8 protein-coding genes, 1 pseudogene and 1 riboswitch are annotated in these 20,923 nt (G+C 57.1%); of the genes and pseudogenes, 1 reads left to right on the plus strand and 8 read right to left on the minus strand.

Annotated elements, in window-relative coordinates:
• Positions 1-178: 178 nt before the first annotated feature.
• The 5 genes and pseudogenes from WMW72_RS21635 to WMW72_RS21655 form a co-directional block, all read right to left on the minus strand.
• Positions 179-472 (minus strand): annotated as a pseudogene (locus tag WMW72_RS21635) (transposase); the annotation flags it as partial.
• A 194-nt stretch (positions 473-666) separates the two neighbouring features.
• Complete coding sequence (locus WMW72_RS21640; RefSeq protein WP_341417646.1) at positions 667-2,358, minus strand: methyl-accepting chemotaxis protein; 1,692 nt, start codon at positions 2,356-2,358, stop codon at positions 667-669.
• 132 nt (positions 2,359-2,490) lie between these two features.
• Positions 2,491-2,976, minus strand: a complete 486-nt coding sequence (locus WMW72_RS21645; protein WP_341417647.1) for a GNAT family N-acetyltransferase — start codon at positions 2,974-2,976, stop codon at positions 2,491-2,493.
• 167 nt (positions 2,977-3,143) lie between these two features.
• Positions 3,144-7,739 (minus strand): DEAD/DEAH box helicase, encoded by a 4,596-nt coding sequence (locus tag WMW72_RS21650; protein WP_341417648.1) that lies wholly within the window; start codon positions 7,737-7,739, stop codon positions 3,144-3,146.
• Between the two features lie 254 nt (positions 7,740-7,993).
• Positions 7,994-9,190, minus strand: coding sequence for an MFS transporter (locus WMW72_RS21655; protein ID WP_341417649.1), 1,197 nt, complete (start codon positions 9,188-9,190; stop codon positions 7,994-7,996).
• A gap of 413 nt (positions 9,191-9,603) precedes the next feature.
• A riboswitch (cyclic di-AMP (ydaO/yuaA leader) is annotated at positions 9,604-9,739 on the plus strand.
• On the opposite strand from WMW72_RS21655, the gene WMW72_RS21660 reads away from it, so the two are divergent.
• The gene (locus WMW72_RS21660) at positions 9,739-10,569 is read left to right on the plus strand and encodes a CAP domain-containing protein (protein ID WP_341417650.1); all 831 of its coding nucleotides are present in this window, start codon (positions 9,739-9,741) and stop codon (positions 10,567-10,569) included. (Overlaps the previous riboswitch by 1 nt.)
• A 51-nt stretch (positions 10,570-10,620) precedes the next feature.
• On the opposite strand, the gene WMW72_RS21665 is transcribed toward WMW72_RS21660, so the two are convergent.
• The 3 genes from WMW72_RS21665 to WMW72_RS21675 all read right to left on the minus strand — a co-directional run bounded on the left by WMW72_RS21665 (position 10,621) and on the right by WMW72_RS21675 (position 20,917).
• Positions 10,621-13,017, minus strand: coding sequence for an S-layer homology domain-containing protein (locus WMW72_RS21665; protein WP_341417651.1), 2,397 nt, complete (start codon positions 13,015-13,017; stop codon positions 10,621-10,623).
• Between the two features lie 26 nt (positions 13,018-13,043).
• Positions 13,044-19,580 carry an Ig-like domain-containing protein gene (locus WMW72_RS21670; RefSeq protein ID WP_341417652.1) on the minus strand — a complete coding sequence of 2,179 codons (6,537 nt, stop codon included), beginning with the start codon at positions 19,578-19,580 and terminating at the stop codon, positions 13,044-13,046.
• A gap of 221 nt (positions 19,581-19,801) precedes the next feature.
• Positions 19,802-20,917 carry a response regulator gene (locus tag WMW72_RS21675; RefSeq protein WP_341417653.1) on the minus strand — a complete coding sequence of 372 codons (1,116 nt, stop codon included), beginning with the start codon at positions 20,915-20,917 and terminating at the stop codon, positions 19,802-19,804.
• Positions 20,918-20,923 lie beyond the last annotated feature (6 nt).

The raw sequence follows: 20,923 nt of genomic DNA on the forward strand, positions 1-20,923 counted from the left end.
ATGTAACGATGACCATCCGCAGAACGAGCCTTCGTTGCTTCAAGAACCACCCATTCATTCGGAAAACGCTCCTGTACTTCTTCCCAGCGCATACAATCACCCCCGAAGGCTTATACCATTATATTATACCATAAACCAGCTAACCCAAATTCAATAAAAAATGGAGGAGCTAAGCGACCTATTCTCGCTTAGCTCCTCCGTTTTTTATATCCACCGCTGCTTTCTTGAGCAAATTGTGGGCTAGAGAAAGACACCCGACCTCCTGAATTACTTTGGGTAAGCCACGAAGCAAGAACCTTTTAAATCCTCGGTTGCTTTTCATGTCACCAAACACTGGCTCTGGCTCAGTCATGCGCCTTACGACCAGGGCGTAGCCTTCTTCACTGCGGAGCTTTTGCCTTGCTTGGTTCCTTAGATGCCAATACTTCATGCTAACGTTAATCTCGCGATGTCCTTGAGCTTTTGTACATGCCACTTCAGAGTGACAAAGCTCCTTTTCGTTTGTGGATTTAACATTATAGAGACGAAGCGTAACGTCCCCCTGTCCAGTTGTGTATTTTCATAATACATCGGTTCAACTAATTGAACAGAACCGGCTCCTCCAAGATACCAGCCCACCTGCATCGCAGGCGGTCAGACACTCTCTATTAAACACGTCTCAATCCCCTATAACTTAAACCGGCTCACCGCCTCAGCCAGCTCCGCATTCACCTGCTCGATCTCGCGGGCACTCTGCGTCATCTGTTCCAGTGCTTCCAGTTGGCCGGTCGCGAGCTTCGTCACGCTGCCAGCTTCCTCTGCGGAGCGCTTGGAGATCTCGGCAATCTCATGCACCGAGCCATTGACCTCCTCGGTACCGGCGGAGATTTGCTCCGAAGCGGCGGAAATATCCGCGATCTGCTCATGCGTCAGCTCGGCCTGCCGCAAGATGCTGGTGAACACCTCCGTCAGACGCTCCACGACCTCCCGGCCCGAAGCGACCTCGCTCGTCTCAAGGCTCATCGATTCATCCATCCGGGCGATGCGCTCACGGATCGCTTCGATCAGCTCGGAGACCTGCTCGGACGAGTGGCGAGACTGCTCAGCCAGCTTCCGAATCTCCCCGGCCACGACCGAGAAGCCTCGTCCGTGCTCGCCAGCCCGAGAAGCCTCGATCGAGGCATTAAGCGCAAGCAGGTTGGTCTGGTACGCGACCTCCTTCATCATCTGGGCGATATCGCCCACCTGACCCGAGCGTTCCTGCAGCTCCCCCGCGATAGCCGAGGTCCGCTCCACACTGTCGCCGATGCCGTTCATCTGCCGCCGGACGCGGGCCAGCGCTTCGCTGCCCTGCTCGGCTTGGCCGAGCGTGTCCCGCATCATCTCCGTCACGCTGATCGAGGAAGCCGCGATCCGGCTCACGCCCCGGGCCATCTCCTCCATCGCCAGCGCACTGCCCCGTGTCCCGGCCTCCTGCATCTGAGCGCCTGTAGCAATCTGACGGACAGCAGCCGTCATCGCATGCACGGACTGGAGGGAGCCGTCGGCATCGGCTGTCAGCTCCCGCGTCGTGCCGCTCACCGTCCTGCTGGTCTGCTGAATGCCGGAGACGATCTCACGCAGATTGATTGTCATCCGGTTGACCGACTGGGCGAGTACGCCGAGTTCATCCCGACTCCCTTCAGGTATAGGCTTACCCTGAAGATCCCCTTCGGCGATTTCCTGCACGCGCCGGCTGATCGTTTCAATCGGCCGGATCATCCGGCGGATCACGAAGAAAGCGCCTACGGCCGACAGTACAGGGAAGATACCGCCCGTCTTAATCGTGTAGCCGAGCATGTCCCATGTCCGCTGGGACACGATATCTGCGTTGAAATCAACAGTCATCAGGGCGACGATAGCCCCTGACGCATCATGATCGGCGAATATAGGCGCGTAGCCCGTTTTACGATCGATCCCATTGAAGCTGTAAATTTGCGAAGCCGCCGGATGTCTCATCGACTCCACCATCGCTACCGCATCGGCATCGAGCGGGATCTTGTCCCCGGCCTTCAGCCCTTGCTGCTGCAAGTGCTTGTCCGCCACTAGGATCGTGCCGTCCGTACCGAGAATGGCTGCATTCATAAAGATCGGCTTATGGTCGACGATCCAGTCGACCTTGCCCTGGAGCTCTTCCGAAGTTCCCCGGCCGAGCTGCCTGATGTCCTCCTTGGACAATAAGCCCGACGTGATGCTCGCGCAGCCGATCAGCTCCTCACCGGCCGCCCGGTCGATTTGCTTGTAATTCACGTAAAATCCGATTCCCAGCATGGAACAGACGCTTGCCAGAACAGCAATAAGTACCATAGAAATCACTTTCGTTACGATGCCTGCCTTCATACGATAGCCCGCCTTTTTGATATGTCTAATGAGAGGTAGATGTAATCTACCTCTCATTATGCGGACCTCGTTCCCGGTTCACTGTGATAAATATCACACCTGGACTATAGTTTTACAGAATATACCAGAAAATTACAACATCTTCTGCATCAGCACGACATTCAGCAGCCGGCCGAATTTGACGCCAACCTCGCGCATCGTCCCCACCGTCTCGAATCCGTAAGCCCGGTGCAAATGCAGGCTCGCCTCATTGCTCTCCTCGATCCGGGACAGCACCGTATGCAGCCCGGCCTCCTTGCCTTCCCTCAACATGACCTCCAGCAGCTGGCGACCGATGCCTTGCCCCCGGTAATCCGGGTGGATATAAAGAGACAGCTCGCTGGTGCGGGCATATGCCTGGCGGTCGGAATAACGGTTAAGCGAACTCCAACCGGCAATGATCCCATTATATTCGGCGACCATCACAGGGTAGGCATCCCCGTGCTGCGCAAACCATTCCTCCTGCTGCTCCAGCGTACGAGGTACCGTATCGAATGTCGCCACCGTATTGGCCACCGCTTCATTATAAATAACCAGAATGGACGGAATGTCCTCTATAACAGCTAATCGAATCTTCAAAGCCATAACCTCTCTCCATATGTGCTGAAGCCGTCTTGCGGCTCTGTCCCTAATCCTAGCAAAAAAAACGGCTTCCGCCTACCGGAAATTAACCCGGCAACAGAAGCCACAACCCGATGTCTGCCAGCGCAAAGCCCCCGGCACACCTCGGTCCTAACAGCAGCCGGTCAGCCTTGAAGCTGACTCGGCCACAGTACATAGTGATGCCGGTCCTTCTCCGCTCCGAGCGCCTGCAGATACTGCTGCTCAGGCGCATCGGAGATACGCACGCCGTTCCAGCTTTCGACTACGATCTTGCGAAGCTGCTGATGCTTCAGAAACAACCGGAAGACCGCCTTCAACTGCCGGCTGATCTCATCCATTCCCTCAACCTCTTCTGCATCTGCCGCCCTCATGCCGGACAGACGGCCTTCGACCTCGTAGATCCGCTTCCCGTTGTTTTCGATCCAGTACAGCCAGCGGTTTCCCTGAAAGACCATATAATTGCCGGGCTTGCGTGAGAACGAAAGTCCGGGCATCTCCGGCCACGGAAGCAGCAGGCCAAACGGATTGGCCGGGTCCACGGCATTCAGCAGCGTCAGCGGCTCGTCGCTAGACTTCGCAGAAACCGGAGACGAGGCTTCCCCCGCCTGATACAGCTGCGTAACAAAATCCTTGGAGGCGAACTGCAGCTGATGCAGGTCCTGAATAAACAGCCCGCGCACCACGACGCCCCATTCCTCTAATTGTCTGAGCAGTGGCAGCACCGTCTCCCACGCGTACGGGGAGGCAAATGCGATCAGCTCCTTGGTGATCAAGCCATAGCTCCCGAGCAGATGCCGGACCCAGGCCAAGGCGGACGCCTCCTGGTCGAAGCCGGGATTGTACAGCGACTCGAACGGGTACCACCGCCCGAGTCCCGACTGGAATTTGTCGGTCTTCTTGCTCTTGCCCTGGGCATGAAGCCGGATCGGCGCGAATTGATCATTGGCCGCCCGGCCGTCCCAGACAAGGTCCAGCAATTCGGCCAGCAGCTCCGAGGGAGCCTGGCCCGTCTCGATCGATAGCTTGGTCAGGAAGACGGCCCCTTTCTCCTGCAAGAGGCTCAGCAGCTTCGGATGAGGAGCCGGCCGGTCCGGAGCCAAATTCCCTGCCAGATAAGGCTGGAACAGCTCCTCGCTTTCCGCCAGAAAAAAGGCCATTCGTCCTTCCTTCTCCTCCGGCTGCTTGCGTCCGATCCAGAGGACATCCCCCGAAGAACAGAGGAGATCCAGCTCCTGCTTGCGGTATGCCGGGTGTCTGGCCGGGAACAGGAGCGACTCCCAGAGCGATACGGGCAGGAAGTAGCCCTGCAAATCCGCGATCAGCTCGCGCAGCCGCTCGTCTCCGGTAAGGGATGAGCTCTCGCCGAGTTTGACGAATAGCGGCATATGCCGGAGATAGGTCAAGCCCGGCACCGCTTCTCCATTCCGGCGGTACATCTGCAGCGACGTCCGGATTAGCCGGGACGCTACCTTACGGCTCGTCCACAGCCCGGTCTCCTGCGGATCAGAGAAAGGCGACGCCTCCATCCGGCCCTCCTCCAGAGCGCTCTGCAGCCAGTCCTCGGCTGCGGTCCGCTCCAGCCCGTACCTGCCCGCGATCTCCTCCAGCGTCACGGAGATGGCATGATCGCTGTACCGCTGCAGGATGAACGCTCTTGCCTCCGCCGATTCATTCAGGCTCTCATACAGCGCCTGCTCATCCCGGCTGATATAATACTTGCGCTTCCGCAGCGCCACAGTCGCGACGACTCTCCGCTGCTCCAGCTCATTCAGCCATTCGGCCAGCTGCCCAGCGGCCGCAGGAGCAGCCTCGCGCAGCTCCTCCAGTGTTGCCTCGCCCCACTCCTTCAGATGCCGCTGCACGCTATCTGCGCCGGACCAGGCTAAGCCCGCCTGCTCCAGCCGCTGCTCCTCCGCGGCCAGCGCTTGCGGATGAACCGCTTGGCATACGGCGTCCGCACCGAATACCTCAGCCGCCAGCTGCCGGCTGAAGCCGAGCAGCTCCGCCTGCAGATCCTGCGGCAGCGCATCGGATTCGTACAGCCGCGTCTGCACGTAGTCGGCTTGGAACTGGGCTGCGAGCGGGGACGGAGCATGCCCGCGATGCTCGGCAAACGCGATCTCACCCGCTTGAATAGACTCCAGCACGAGCCGGAGATTTTCCAGATCGACATGCTCCTCCAGGCATTCCCGCATCGCCTCCTGGAACAGCGGAAACCGCTCCCGGAAGGGCAAGGCGTCCTTGAGCAGCTCCTGGCTGCGCAGCCGCTTCTTCCACGCAGGCATACGAGTGAAGCTGCGTGACAGCAGCAGCGAGGTCTCAGCCTGGCGCTGGAAGGCGCCGCTGAACATCGGTGACTGCGATACTGCCTGCACGACCAGCGGCTCAGCCTCCGTCCAGGCGAGAGATCGGATAGCCCGGATGATCGACACGTCGTAGCTGGAGAAGATCAGCTCGATGCCATTGTCACGAGCATTCGTATACAGTGCCTGGTGTCCGGCTTCCTGCAGTTTGCGGGTCAAAGCCATCAGCCAGGTGCGATTCAGTTTACGCCCGAGCAGGCTGTGTACGATGTAATGCGTATGGTTCTGCTCGTCTGCGAACGATTCGATCACCATCGTCCGGTCCGTCGGCACCGGAGCGACCGCCATCTGATTGCGCACGAGTCCGGTCAGACTCGTAGCGGCCTCCGCGTCCAGGTCGAATTCAGCCATCAGCCACTCCTGAGTGGCCAGGTCGAGGGCAATGTGCCCTTCTCCAGCTTCAGGCTCGGAGCCGGACTTGTAGGCTGCTCCCCGTCCAGTCTCGAACCTGACTTCGAGCCCAGCCTCAGATTCCAAGCCGCCCTCTGCATGCTTGAAAACCCCCTCATCCCCGGCTTCTAGCGCCGTACTTCTCGGCTCCAGCAGCCGTTCATTCCGGCCATTGCCTTCCACCTGTTGCTCCGCTGGCTCCGCCTGCAGCCGGCCTCTCAACTCGCGCCATAGCTCGCCCGTCTGTACGCCCAGCTCATAAGACTTGCCGCCCGTCTCACCACGCCAGAACGGAATTTCGCTGTAGCGGTTCTCCGCTTCGCGGACATAGATTCGCTCCGGCCGGATGCGGACGATCCGCCAGGATGCGGTCCCGAGCTGGAACACGTCACCAACGGACGACTCCTGGATATATTCTTCATCCAGCTCGCCCAGATGAAGCCCGGTCTCGTTATGATGCACGGGATATGCCGTGCTCTGCGGGATCGTACCCGCTCCGACGAGCGCGGCCATCGGCGTAGCCGCCAGCCGCTCCAGGCGGCCGGTTTCGCGGTCCCAGGCAATAAGCGGGCGCACGAACGGATAGAAGCCCGCCAGCATCTCGAGCATAGCCAGCAGCCTGTCGCGGGACACCCCGCGGAAGCTATCACTTCCGGCGATCAGGCGCTCCAGGCCAGGCACATCCCACTCGTCGCCGAGGCTGACGAGGGCGACCACCTGCTGCGCCAACACATCGAGGCCGCCCCGAGGAAGGCGGATGGCCTCGATGTCGCGCGCGCGGATACGCCGGGCGAGCACCGCCAGCTCCGGCAGGAAGCTGCGGCTGCGGGCGACGAGCACGCCGCGGCTGACTTCACCGACGCCGTGCCCGGCCCGGCCGATCCGCTGGATGCCCGAGGCTGCGCTGAACGGCGAGTCGATCTGCAGCACCAGATCGACATGCCCGACGTCGATGCCGAGCTCCAGCGACGAGGTGGCGACGAGACAGCGGAGCTCGCCTTCCTTGAGCATCCGCTCCACCTCGAGCCGCTTCTCGCGGGCGACGCTGCCGTGATGGCTGCGGGCCATCTCATACCCGGCATAGTCGTTCAGTCGCAGCGTCAGACGCTCGCATAATCTGCGACTGTTCGCGAAGATCAGCGCCGTACGGCTGCCCTCCATCAGCTCCAGCAGCCGCTTCACCAGCGGCGTCCAGATCTCCTCCTTGTCCGCGCCAGGACGCGGTCTCTCCGGCACCGTCACCAGCAGCGAATATTTCTTATCCGCCCGGCTCTCGACAATCCCGACCTCGCGGGGACTGTCACCGTCCCAGCCGCCCAGGTAACGTGCGACCCGCTCGATCGGCTTCTGCGTCGCGGATACGCCGATACGCTGTACCGGGGCTGAACACCAGGCCTGCAGCCGCTCCAGGGTCAGCGACAGATGAACCCCACGCTTATCCGCGGCGAGATCATGAATCTCATCGACAATGACATGCTCCACTGTCTTCAGAATTTCCCGCGCCCGGGGGGAGGTCAGCAGCAGATACAGCGATTCTGGAGTTGTTACCAGCACATCCGGCGGCGTTCGCAGCATCGAGGCGCGGGTGCTCTGCGTCGTATCTCCGGTCCGTACGGCAGCCGTGATCGTTCCTTGTGTCTGAGGAACGCCAGATAGCACCAGTGCCGCCTGAATCTCTTCGAGAAATTGCAGCAGATGGTGATGAATATCGTTATTGAGCGCCTTCAGCGGAGTCACGACCAAGGTGCGCACACCAGGGACGTAGGCTTCCGCATCACTTTCCTTGCTTCTCAAGATCCGGTTCAGACAGGGCAGCAGCGCCGCCAGCGTCTTGCCTGACCCGGTCGGCGAGGAAATCAGCGTATGGTCCCCTGATTGGATACGCACCCACGCCTGCTTCTGAACCTCGGTCGGCTCTCCGAACCGGCCGGCAAACCATTGCCATAATACCGGATGAAATCCGTAATCCTCTGTAAAGCCCGACATCGATCGTGCCTCCGTCCTGCCTCGTTATGTTAACTATAACCATATCATATCCGTAGCACCCACTTCCAGCATTCCCCTTCTCCACCGTACACGCGCAGCCGTGTAAAACTCACGTCTATCCACATCAGCGGCCGTTCATCGTCACAATGAAACAGGGACAGCAGAGCCGTCCGTAGACGCTCACTGTCCCTGCTTGGTTCTATTTAACCTATTATGCTGAATCTACTGTTATGATAGCCAATCGCTACTACCAATTATCTGGCTGTACGGCGATCCCAACGGAAGATGATTACCGTAATGACCAGTCCCATCAGGGACATCAGCGCGCCGGCCCAAGGAAGGAATCCGAGACCTGCCTGTGTAATCACAACCCCGCCCAGATAAGCCCCGCCTGCGTTTCCGAGATTCAAGGCCGAGTGATTCGAAGTGGAAGCTAGCGCGGGAGCGTCCTTGGCCAGTGACATAATCCGAACCTGCAGTCCGGGAAGCACGCCAAAGGAAGCCACACCCCACAGAAAGATCGTCGCGATCGCCAGCACCGGGATATGTGCGGTCACACCGAGCACAGCCAGAAGAACCGCCAGCAGCAGAAACCCGACCATCAGCGTAGGCATCAGCTTCCAATCGGCGAGCTTGCCGCCTACGATATTCCCGATCGTGACTCCGATGCCGAATAGCACGAGCACCCACGTGACGTTATGCTCAGCTAAGCCCGTCACTTCCTGCAGCAGCGGCGCGATATACGTGAAGACTGCGAACAAGCTGCTGCAGCCGATAGCGCCCGCCAGCAGCACCGTCAGCAGCTTAGGCTGGCCGAGCGCCCTGATCTGCCGGATAAAGCTGGAGGATGGATCATGCGGGATTTTCGGAATCAAGGCGACAATGCCTACCAGCGTAATAATCCCCATGACGACGACGGCCAGGAAAGCAGCTCTCCAGCCCATATTCTGACCGATGAAGGTGCCGAAGGGCACCCCGATAATATTGGCGACCGTGAGTCCCGCCATCATGACCGAGACGGCCGCTGCCCGCCGGTTCGGTGCAACCAGATTGGCAGCGATGACCGACCCGACTCCGAAGAAGGTGCCGTGCGCCAGCGAAGTGAATAGCCGGGCCAGCATCAGCACCGTATAAGTGGGAGCAACAGCGGCAATCCCGTTACCGATAATGAATAAGACCATGAGAATGCACAATAACACTTTCTGGGGAAGCCTCGATGTCGCTAACGCCAGGACCGGCGCTCCGATCGCGACGCCCAGCGCGTAGCCTGTGATCAGTTGGCCCGCTTTGGGAATGCTGACGTCCAGATCTGCCGCAACATTAGGCAGTAAACCCATAATCACGAACTCTGTCATCCCTATCGCAAATGCTCCTGCGGTTAACGAAATCAGGGCAATAGGAAACCTTTTTTCCTTGCTTGAGGAGCCGATGGCTGCTTGCTGCACTCCCATGGAATATACGCCTTCTCTCTATGTATGTGCCTGTGCCAGGTCAAGCCTTATGGCTTGCTGCGCACCGTATGTTAGAATAGCACACGCTTAGAAAAGTCGGCAATAACCTACACGCATTCTTTACAGATTCTTCCCTCCTAATCTCCTGCAACAATTCCGGGGTCGCTGCTCCTGCCGGTATGCGTTATATTCGTTATCGTTCCACTCCCACTCGAACCATCGGCAAGCCTTTGAAAATACGGGTATAGTAGAATACTTGTCATTTGTGCATACACGAAAATGCTGAGTTTGCCCGGTTTCTTGGCATAAAAACTAGCGCATGGAAATCATTATGCAATGATTCGAGAGTTATATCATGTTACCATGAAGCAACCGCAGGAAACACGATGGGCTTACATCGATTGATCTTCGCGGAAAAAAGAAGGCCGAAGCTTCTACTAGAAGCACGGGGAACCCAATGTTTTGGGGTGAAGCCGCTTCTCGCGGCCGGGTGATTGCTCTTTGACCCGAACCCGTCAGCTAACCTCGTAGGCCACAATAAGGAGAGGATGAAAGAAATGTTTTTCAAAAAGACAGTATTGACAGGTGCACTGGCGTTAAGCGTTGTCGTCGGAGCAGGTTCCGCGTTTGCAGCAACTCCAACGACAGGCACTATCAATCCTGATCAGTTGGTCAATCGTCTACAGCAACAATACGGATTGTCCCTGAGTGATCTGCTGCAGAAGCTGCAGGGTGCGAATCTTCGCATAGTATGCCCGGAAATTCATTATGTTTATCCAGGGCAAGGTGGCTCTGGTAACGACCATGGACAAGCTCCAACAACGCCGGGTACAGGTTCTGAGAATCCGGATAATGGCTCTGCCGCTCCGGATGAAGGACAAGCTCCAGCGGAAACTCCAGACACTGACACACCGGCTCCGGGTACCGAAGCTCCCGTTACAACCCCGGCTCCAGGAAATGGTCAGACGGAAGCTCCGACAGCTCCAAGCAAGCCAGCTACAGACACCGCTTCGGCTTATGCCGATCAGGTCGTAAGCCTGGTGAATGCGGAGCGCGCCAAGGCTGGTCTGTCGCCGCTGACAAGCGATCCGGCCCTTGCCAACATGGCACTCGACAAGGCCAAAGACATGTACAACCTGAACTACTTTGACCATAATTCGCCAACTTACGGTTCCCCGTTCGATATGATGAAGAAATACGGTATTCAATACTCGTATGCCGGCGAGAATATCGCCAAGGGACAACGCGATCCACAGGAAGTTATGAACGCCTGGATGAATAGCGCCGGCCACAGACAAAATATCTTGAGCCCGAACTACACGAAGATCGGCGTTGCTTTCTACAACGGCGAATGGGTTCAAGAGTTCATCGCGAACTAATAAGTGCGTGAAGACAGGAAAAAGCCCGGATGCTCCGGGCTTTTTTGCTGTTTATTTAGGTAGAGCTTGATTGGCCTGCTCTTTCACCGGTATTCGTTTCTCCGCGGAATCCGTTCCCAGACCGATCTCATGATCGACCGAAGCTTCCTGGACCTCTCCGTAAGCCCAGTGCTGCATGTCAACGTCACGCCACTGCTGCTCCCCAGCTGTGTATGGACCGCGGCCCAGCAGCTTGTTGACCACCGTTACCGCCTCCGCGCGGGTCAGGCTATGCTCCGGCAGGAACCTGCCATCTTCGTAGCCGTCCAGTACCCCGGCCGTCCGCATTCGTAGGATCGCCTCCTGCGCCCAGTGACCTTGAACATCCGTGAACCTGGCGCTTAGGCTCGAAGTAGGATTACCGGTGGACCAGCGGGCAGCCAGGCTGGCCATTTCCGCGCGGGTAACTGGCGCTTCCGGCCGGAAGCTTCCATCGGGATACCCGTCCATGATCCCCATCCACGTGACTCTGTTGATATTGTCTGATGCCCAGTGCGACTGGGTCACATCTGTGTATGTGACTTCCTTACGATTCTCGGCCTTACTCGTGACGCGTGATAGAATCGTAGCTACCTCGGCCCGGGTAATCCGGTTAGACGGCCCAAAGGTGCCATCGGGATAGCCCGTGATATACGGCCGGTGATGTCCAGGATTGTTCACGAGCATGCTGAAGGTCCGTTTACGCTTCTCACTGTCTACAGTAAGGTCCCCTGCATACACGACCGCTACCTGATCTCCAGCCAGAACAGGCTGCCTCAGCACCAGAATAATCCGACCCTTTTCCACGATGACCTGCTCGATAGCCACAGGCTTGCCATTCACCGTTACCGAGAAGCTATCTTTGTCAATGCCTTCATCGGAGCCGCCGTGCTTGATCGTAATCTGCTTGCCTTCTCCTTCCAGCTTAACTTCGGCCCTGGAGTCCGGTTTCGTGTCTCCTGGCGATGAACTGCCGGAATTGTCGCTGCTGCCGTCCGTTTCTGAGTCGGAGCTGTTGTTGCCGGACGGGTTAAGCTGTACGAAGGTGAAAGTACTGAATTTATCGATCTCCAGCTCAAGGCCATAGGGCTGGTTATTTCTGTACACGACTGTTCCCGAGGCCAGCTTCTTGTCGCCGTCGCTGTGCTCGATAAACACACGAAGCGAATTCAAGTAGGCCGCCTGGCCGGTTGCTGGTAAAATTCCGTTGAACGGAATGACCAGCTTCGTGCGGAAATTCCGATAGTTGGTCTCAATCTTCTGCGGCATCCCAACCACTACAGCCTTCCCGCTGCCTGCAGCCTGACGTATCGCAGGCTCCACCAGAATGCGGGCAGCTACCGTCTGACGGCCCTGCTCACTGCGGATTGGCACGATCCGGAAGTACAGATCCATCGCCTGCTGCTTCATGCGCAGCAGTATCTCATTAGAAAGCGTCAGGATGGCGGTTTCACTCTCCACTTGAATAGCCATCCCGTGATTGGATAAACTCGCCACGCTGCCCCCGGCAATCTGGACGGCCAATTCGTCCGGCCTGTCGCTCGGAAGTTCTTCCATGACGAGCCGAGCTGTGCGTTCCCCGGTCGTCTGGCTTTTATCGATAATCTGATCAGCTGCCGATTCGTCGAGAATCGTCTTGTCGATCAGCGTCCGGTCGGACAGCACGATCCGCGCAATGCTGAGCGGCTTGGTGAATTCGCCCTTTTCCCCGACCACATTCACGGTCCTCACTCCTTCGGTGACGGACGTTTTGGTCGTCGTCTGGTTTTTGACGATCAGCAGGAATGGACGGGATGCCGAGCGGTTGTTCTTGGATACCGTCGCCGTGACAATGACGCTTCGCTCATCAGACTGATGATGAACTTGTCCAATCACCTGGTGATTCTGTGCTTCCCCGATGGAGATCACATCCGGCTGGCTGGATACCCAGGTGACGAGCGTCTCATGCTTGCCGACAGACAACATGTACAGGTTCGAAGTAACGCTTTCCCATGTATCACCGTTGCTAAACCCGATACTCAATTGATTCAGAGCGTCCTCCAGCTCATGATCGGTATTGCCTTGACCCGAGCGGCTTAGGACGAGAAATGTCGTCTTGGCGATCTGGCTTCCACTCCCTGTCAACACCGTGTATCGGCCCAAAGCAGCATCAGCAGCCAGTGTGAAGCCGGCTAGATACCTCTCTCCTTGAACCGGAACCGACCGAAAGAAATAAACATGATCGTCGGGTCCAAATACCTTCACGATCACATCCGATGCTGCCGATGCTCCGCTTATGGTCACCTGCTCGCCCTGAAATTTGTCACGGACGGACTCTACCGTGGTGACAGCCTGGGCGGCCTGTATCTGCACAGGCCACACCAGATAGATCATCAGCGACAGGATCAGTCCGAGTCGCACAACAGCCTGAATAGCTTGTTTCCGTTTCAACCGATTCTGCCTCCCTTCGTTAGCTCTTATTTGTTGCCTACCACTTGAATCGTTTCCTCAGACAAGGGATATCCGATCTGGCTTCGGGCATACTCCGGCTCGCTGACTACCACGATCCATACTTGATCTCCAGGGCGAGCGGCTTCCAGCCGTAGCTTGAACGGCACAGGACGCTTCCCGTCTATCGCGTAACCCGTTGTAAATACAGGGGTATCCTCTCTCATGCCTTGGAATACGACATAAGCATGCTCATAGGCTGTCTCCTCTCCCGGCTTGAGCTTGACAGTTACGGACACCGTATCTTTCTCCCACTCGGTCTCCACGTCGTAGATCTTTTTCCCCGGATTGTCCGGATCTCCTACCGTCTTGCTCGTCGGTTCACTCTCCTTCTTGCCCGGCTCAGTGACCGTTACCTTGATCACGTCGCCTTCCTTCAGGCCAGGAATATGAATGATGACCGGTCCCTTGCCTGGACCCGGATTTGTGCCTTCACCGATCACTTCGCCTTGATCATCATAGACCGTTACCTTCGTGCCCGGCGGCACGTCTTTCACGGTCACTTCGCCGCGGGCCGGGTCGGTCGTGATGTTCTCCGGCTTCAGCTGCTCAGTGCGTTCTTCTTCTCCGACGGTCTTGCTCGTCGGTTCGCTTTCTTTCTTACCCTGGTCGGTGGCCGTCAACTTAATCACGTCGCCTTCCTTCAGGCCGGGAATACGAATGATGACTGGTCCCTTGCCTGGGCCAGGGTTCGTGCCTTCGCCGATCACTTCGCCTTGATCGTCATACACCGTCACCTTCGTGCCCGGCGGCAAGTCTTTCACGGTCACCTCGCCGCGAGTAGGGTCAGTCGTAATGTCCTCCGGCTTCAGCGAAGGCGTGCGCTCTTCTTCTCCTCCGACGGTCTTGCTCGTCGGTTCGCTTTCCTTCTTGCCCGGGTCGGTGACCGTCACCTTGATTACGTCACCTTCCTTCAGGCCGGGAATACCAATGATGACTGGGCCTTCGCCTGGGCCAGGGTTCGTGCCTTCGCCGATCACTTCGCCTTGATCGTCATACACCGTCACCTTCGTGCCCGGCGGCACGTCCTTCACGGTCACTTCGCCGCGGGTAGGGTCAGTCGTAATGTCCTCTGGTTTCAGCGGCGCCGTGCGTTCTTCCGACTCAAAGATAACCTTGGCACGCTGAGCGACATTGACACGGCTCGTCAGATCATATGCGGAGTACAAGGCCTGTCCGGCCACTGCACCGGTAACTTTAAATACAGCCTGACCGTTCGCATCGCTGATGTCTTGTACCTCCGTGATGACGGAGTTGACACCCTCGGCAGTCAACTTTACCGTATGTCCTTGAACAGGCAGCCCGTTCATATCCAGTAAAGTTACGGTCACGGTCGCCATTTCCACCCCGTCGGCCTTCACGGCAGCAGGTGCCGCCACCACCGTCGAGCGTACGACACTACTGGTCGACTGGGTCAACCGGTTGAACGTTACCGTCGCCTTCTGTGCGATATGAACCTGATCCGTCACATCCAGAGCTGAATAAATAATTGGCTCTCCTGCCGTATTGGTCACATGGAAGAGGGCGATTCCCTGCGCATCCGTAACGCTTCTTACCGCCGTTATGCTGGAGCTGCCGCGATTAGCTGTCAGGGTGATGGTTTTGCCGCTGACAGGCGCGCCGTACACATCGTTCAACACCGCGGTAATGACGGAATGTTCCACGCCGTTAGCCTTCACGGATACCGGCGATGCCGTCAGCGTTGATTTCAGTACACTGCCAACCTGTTCGGTAGGCGTACCATTCCCCGTAGAGCTCGTCTGGAAGGTTACAACTGCTTTCTGTGCCAGTGTGACCTGGCTCGTCGTATCCTCAGCCGTATAAGTCACTTGTCCGGCAGAGGTATCCGTCACCTGAAATACGGCTTGTCCACTCATCCCGCTGACCGCCTGCAGCGACCGAATGACCGAGCTGCCCCGATTGGCGGTCAACCTGACCGTCTTGCCGCTAACCGGGTTACCGTCCGTATCGTTCAGCGTCACGATAATCGTGGAAGCGTCTGTTCCATCCGCCTTCACCATAGGCGGCGCAGCCAGGATCGTCGAAAGCAGCACGCTCGTCGGGTGATTGCCAGGGCCGGGGTTCCCTCCCTGCGAATCGGATTCAAAAGTCACCTTGGCTGTCTGCGCCAAGGTCACGTCATCCGTCAAATCTTTAGCTGTATAGATCACCTGCTCCGCCCGGCTATTGGTCACGCGGAAGATAGCTTGACCTTGGCTGTCACTCGTTTCGTATACGGCTGTAATGACGGAGCTGCCTCCGTCGGCCGTCAGTCTGACGGTTTTACCTGTGACCGGCTGGCCTGCCGTGTCCTTCAACGTTACCGTCACCGTCGAATACTCGGTGCCATCCGCCTTGACGGTGGACGGGCTTCCGTTGACCTTGGAGTTCAGCACGCTGCTCCTGCCTACGTCGGGATTACCTCCTCCGGGGGCCGCCGACTCAAAGGTCACGGCCACGGTCTGTGCCAGAGTCACATGGCCAGTCGTATCCTCAGCGGTATAGGTCACTTGCTCAGCAGACGTATTCGTCACGCGAAATACTGCTCTCCCGTCCGCATCGCTTACCCGCTGGATATCGTCAATCCGGGAGCTGCCATCTCTCGCTGTCAGAACGACGGTATGACCGACAACCGCACGGGCCTGCGCATCCCGCAGCGTTACCGTAACGGTTGAAGACTCTGAGCCATCCGCCTTCACGACGGCAGGAGCGGCTGTCACGACAGCATTCGTCACGCTCGTTACGGGTCCACCGGGTTCGCCGCCTGGAGCTCCAACCGATTCAAAGGTCACGACAGCTTTGGCTGCCAGTGTAACCCCATCTGACGTATCCTTGGCCGTGTAGCTGATCTGCTCAGCGGTCCGATTGGTTACACGGAACACAGCTTCTCCTACTCCATTGCTCACACTCTGTACAGCCGTGACCGTTGAGCTGCCGCTATCTGCCGTCAGACTAACCGTCTTGCCGGACACCGGCTGTCCTGCCTTATCCTTCAAGGTAATTGTAACCGTTGAAGCCTCGGTTCCGTCCGCCTTCACTACCGGCGGATTGGACGTGACCGTGGACTGAAGCACATCGGTTACTCCCTCAGCCGGAATGCCTCCCCCACCGGGCCGGGTTGATTCAAACGTCACCGCCGCCTGCTGCGCCAGCGTAACGCCGCCCGTCTGGTCTGCGGCGGAATAAGTGACCTGTTCCGCGGCTGTATTCGTTACGCCGAATAAGGCGATACCATCGGCATCGGTTTCCTTCTGCATATCGGTGATCCGAGAACTGCCTCCATTCGCCGTCAGATGGACCGTATGGCCGCCAATCGCCCGCCCCTGTTCATCACGCAGCGTGACCTTGACCGTCGAGGTCTCTGAGCCATCCGCCTTGACCTTAGCAGGCAAGGCTGTGACGGTCGAAGCTGTGACGCTTGTAGCCGGAGCCCCAGACATAGATTCGAACGTGGCGACTGCCTGTTGAGCAATCTTAATCCCATCCGTCTTATCGGTCGCTGTATACAAGAGCTGCTCCGCCTGGGCGTTGACCGCCGTAAAAACTGCCTGGCCGTCAGCATCACTGACGCTGCGCATGGGGGTAATCACAGAGCTGCCCCCGCTGGCGGACAAGCTGACTTCATGGCCTCGGACCGGCTGGCCCGCCGCATTCCGCAAGGTGATCGTAAACACAGCTTTCTCCACACCGTCCGCGGTCACCGTGGAAGGCGCAACCGTTAGCGAAGACTGGGAAGCGCTGATCGGACCGGTCGGAATCTTTGTGAATTCGACATTCGCTTTGCCGGTAAGCTTGACCGGACCCACAGCTGCCGTATAGCTCACCGATTCCGGCGTGTTGTTCGTTACCTGGAAAATGGCTTGACCGGTGTCATCCGTTAATCCCGTACCCGTGATCACCGAGCTGCCGCTCTCCGCAGTCAGGGTAACGGCCGCTCCCTTCAGCACATTGCCCTTCGCATCCTTCAAGGTGACTGTAATGCGGGATGCCGTTAAGCCGTCAGCCGTCACACTTGACGGGGTAGCCTTGATCATGGACCGGGCCGGGTCCGCGTCTGAAGCCTCGAAGGACACCTCCGCCTGCTGGGTAAGCGTAGTTCCGCCCGTCTTGGCCGTGTAGACCACCCGCTCGGCGGTTTGATTGGTCACGGTAAACACCGCTTGGCCCGCCGCATTTGTCAGGCCGCTTCCCTGCATCACCGAGCTGCCTCCGTCCGGCGTCAGGATAACGGTCTTGCCGCCGACCGGATTGCCCTTGGCATCCTTCAGTGTCACCGTGATCCTCGAGGCGGCCGTTCCGTCCGCTCGCACGCTCGCCGGGGAGGCCGACACCGTCGATTGCGAAGCATCGGTCGCCCCGGCGACAAAGGCAACCTTCACGCTTTGCCCGACTTGGTTCTGTCCAACCTTAGCCGTATAGAGGACTTCCTCGGCGGTTTCGTCGGTGACTTGGAAGCGAGCGATCCCGTTGCTGTCGGTGACAGCGTTCAATGGAACGATGGTCGACCTGCCGCTGCCCGCTGCCAGCTGTACCTGCTTGCCAGAAACAGCCTGCCCCGCCGTATTCTTCACGGTTACCTGAATCGTAGAAGCGTCTTCTCCATTCGCCGTCACGATAGACGGGCTGGCTGCAAGCGAGGATAGAGAAGCGCTGATGGCGTTCTCCGTAGAGAACGTCCAGGCAGACGTATTACTAATGCCTGCAAATTTCATGCCCATCGAATCCGCGAAAGCATCTGCATCTACGGTCACGTAGTAGGACTTGTCATATTCCAACGGCTCCGCCGGACGAATGGTCACGGTCTTGTCCGCAATCGTGACTTGTGAAGCATCGTCCACCCGGATGCTAGCCGCCAGGCGGCCGTCCGACCGGGTAATCTTCAAGGATTTGCCCGCTGCAGCCGTCACCTTCTTATTGAACGTCAAGGCCAGGGTGCTATCCACGGGCACCTTGACCGCTGCAGGAGCTGGAGCATAGGTCTTCACCGTCAGCGGAGATTGATCCTGCTCCGTGGTGAAGTGCCAGGTTCCGTCAGCAAGCCCCGCATACGGAAGCCCGGCCTCATCGGCAAACGCTCCCTGCTCGATGTGCACCTCGTAAGAGGTATCATAGTCAAGATCCTTGGTCAGCTTCACCGAGACGGCAGCAGAGGCAAACGGGCTCAGTCCGGAGGTTGAGATCGTCTGGACAACCGTTCCCCCCGGATGCTGAATGATCTCGATCTTTTTATTCGCGACAGGAACGACCTTCTCGCTGAACGTGAGGCCGAGATTGTCTTTGACCTTGACCCCTACAGCAGCAGGAACAGGCGTGTACGTGACGACCTCGGGGGGAATCGTGTCGTATACGTTCACCCCCGGGACCCCAACTCCGCTGAAATGAAACCAGTAGACGTTATCCTGATCGACGGCGATATACTGTGAAAGATTTCCCCCTTGATAGCCCCAATAGGGCTTACCGAGCGTAACCGGAACCCCCTCTTGATACACCGCGACATCCGGCGACTTTATGCTGCCGATGCCGGTCGGTACCATCCGGTTCATATAAATTTTACCGGCAGACACATAAAAACTAACGGTATTGGGGCTTTCGATAGGATCGGTTAGCTGCGTCCAATGATCCCCATCATATTGGTGCAGGGCATAAGCAGTCCCATTTACTCCCGGCATCGAGGTAGTAGCGTACAGCTTCCCGTCAAACACATCTACCTTCATGCTGTATTTGGATTCCGGAAGACTTTTATCCACCCACACGCCGGCTTCCAGCATCTTGAGTACATAGGACTGAGAGTTAATGATCCCGAACAGGAGATAAGGCTTGCCTTCATAAAATCCCAGGCTTATCAACGACATGGAAGCATCGGCAGAAGCAAGCAAGCCCCCCTCCCATTTCTTCAGCGTGTCATTGTAAGTGAAATATTGGGTGTTGTTCTGCTCGTGGTAAGCGAAGTGAACCTTACCGTTCTGGACACCGATTTGAAACTCATTATTCAGATAAACCTGAGAAAACGTCGGTCCCAGGTCCGTCTTCTGTCGCGTGTTGAGATTCATCTTGCTAACCTGAATCCTCTGGGCCGCCATGCTGCTGTAGTCGAGCACAGCGTAATAGACGAAATCTCCCTCAACCACGCATTTGCCTGAGATCGCCGTGATCGGACCGGCAAGCTGGAGTGAATTCCATGAGGCCATATTACCCGGATTGGCCCGCTTTTTGGCAAACGTAAATGTCATTTTGCCGTTATTGCTTGAACCGTTGCTATAGGTTGAAGTATAGCAAAAGTAAGGCTCCCCTCCACTGACAGCCAAAGGTGAAAAATAATTGTTTAGCGTTGTCGTATCGAATGTGAACCCCAGGTTCTTCCACCCTCCAACGGGCACACTCTCAGCATTAGCACCAACAGGTGCCGCTCCCAGAGCGGGTATCATCAGCAAGACGGCCATAATTGCCGCCAGCAAGCGATTCAGGATGCCTTTTGTGCGCATCCAAGCATGTTTCCAACGCTGCATGTTTGTTCCGATCTCCTCTCCTCAATACCGATCCGCTTATACCTTGAGCCGCTTAGCCTGAGCAATCATTCGTTCTTGCTCGTCGCAGCGAGCCGTGACGGATCGGTTGAGTCCGATTCTATCAAAGTCCTCTCACAAAATTCTCACAAACGGTTAGAATTTGCTGATAGACAAAAAGCCGCCTCCTCGCAGCCAAGCACTGCGTATGAGACGACCATTATCTATTGCATATAGAGGGACACCCTGTCCCTGAACGCCTGAGGAGGATCCAGCCCAATTTCCTTGCGGTACGCTTCCTCGAATATTTGGTAATGACGGATCACTTTATCGGTCTCTCCTAATCTGACATACAGATCCAGCAAGGTCCGGTTCATCTCTTCGTCCAAGGGATGGATGATCAGGTAATGACGAAGCCGCTGCTCCGCCTTGCTCCAATCTTCTCCGGCCAGATCCGCTCCGATAAGAACACGCAGCAGAGCCGCAAACTGCTTGCCATATCTCTCCTCCAAGGCGCTCTTCCACAAGTACGGCTTCTTTTCCAATAAAGGGCCTCTATACTGGGAGCTCAGTGCTTCGGCCAAGACTATAGGGGGTAAACTGCTTCGAAGCGTAAAATCATGCTTGCTGAGCTCCAGCACGTCATAGGTATGATCCATCGCATCAAGCATATATCCATCGTTGGTTTTTTGAATCTGAATAAGAATGCCTTGCTCCTTGAGCACCTTCTTCAAACGATATATCGTGTTGTGCAAGCTGTGCAGGGACCGATCCCCAAGCGTTTCCGGCCAAAGCATGTCCGCCAGATGCCACTTGCTGATTTCCTGCCCAGGGTGGCAGAGAAAATAAGCGAGCAGTTCCTCCGTCTTCCGGGTAGGGAAATGCACGAGCTTCCCCTCCGAATTCCGCACTTCAAACGGCCCGAAGCACCTGATGAAAGGCATAACCTCCTCCTTGGAGCTCTGCAAGCCGCCTGACGGACTGCGGGCCTGCAATCGCTGGGTGACCCGCTCGATCGCCGCAGGCGTCACCGGCTTCAGAACATAGTCCAGCGCCTGGACATCGAAGGCTTCCAGTGCATAATGCTTATAAGCCGTCGTAAATACAATCTGAAGCGGAATAAGCTGCTCCCGGAGTTTGTGGGACAGCTCGACCCCATTCATCCTGGGCATCTCGACATCGATGAATGCAACATCTGGCCGCAGGCCGGGAACACATTCCAGCGCCTCAAGCGGACTGGTGAATGCCCCCACGATGTGATAATGCGGATTTCGTCCTAAAATAACTTTCATCAAGTCGAGAATCGGCTTCTCGTCTTCTACAATAACCGCACGGAACATGGCCTT

Origin of the sequence: Paenibacillus filicis (genome assembly GCF_038070315.1) — a bacterium.
Classification (GTDB): domain Bacteria; phylum Bacillota; class Bacilli; order Paenibacillales; family NBRC-103111; genus Paenibacillus_G; species Paenibacillus_G filicis.

Excerpts from the sequence above, each read along its gene's own strand:
- WMW72_RS21640 (WP_341417646.1), bottom strand. The coding sequence starts at position 2,358 with ATGAAGGCAGGCATCGTAACGAAAGTGATTTCTATGGTACTTATTGCT.
- WMW72_RS21650 (WP_341417648.1), bottom strand. The coding sequence starts at position 7,739 with ATGTCGGGCTTTACAGAGGATTACGGATTTCATCCGGTATTATGGCAA.
- WMW72_RS21655 (WP_341417649.1), bottom strand. The coding sequence starts at position 9,190 with ATGGGAGTGCAGCAAGCAGCCATCGGCTCCTCAAGCAAGGAAAAAAGG.
- WMW72_RS21660 (WP_341417650.1), top strand. The coding sequence starts at position 9,739 with ATGAAAGAAATGTTTTTCAAAAAGACAGTATTGACAGGTGCACTGGCG.
- WMW72_RS21670 (WP_341417652.1), bottom strand. The coding sequence starts at position 19,580 with ATGCAGCGTTGGAAACATGCTTGGATGCGCACAAAAGGCATCCTGAAT.
- WMW72_RS21675 (WP_341417653.1), bottom strand. The coding sequence starts at position 20,917 with ATGTTCCGTGCGGTTATTGTAGAAGACGAGAAGCCGATTCTCGACTTG.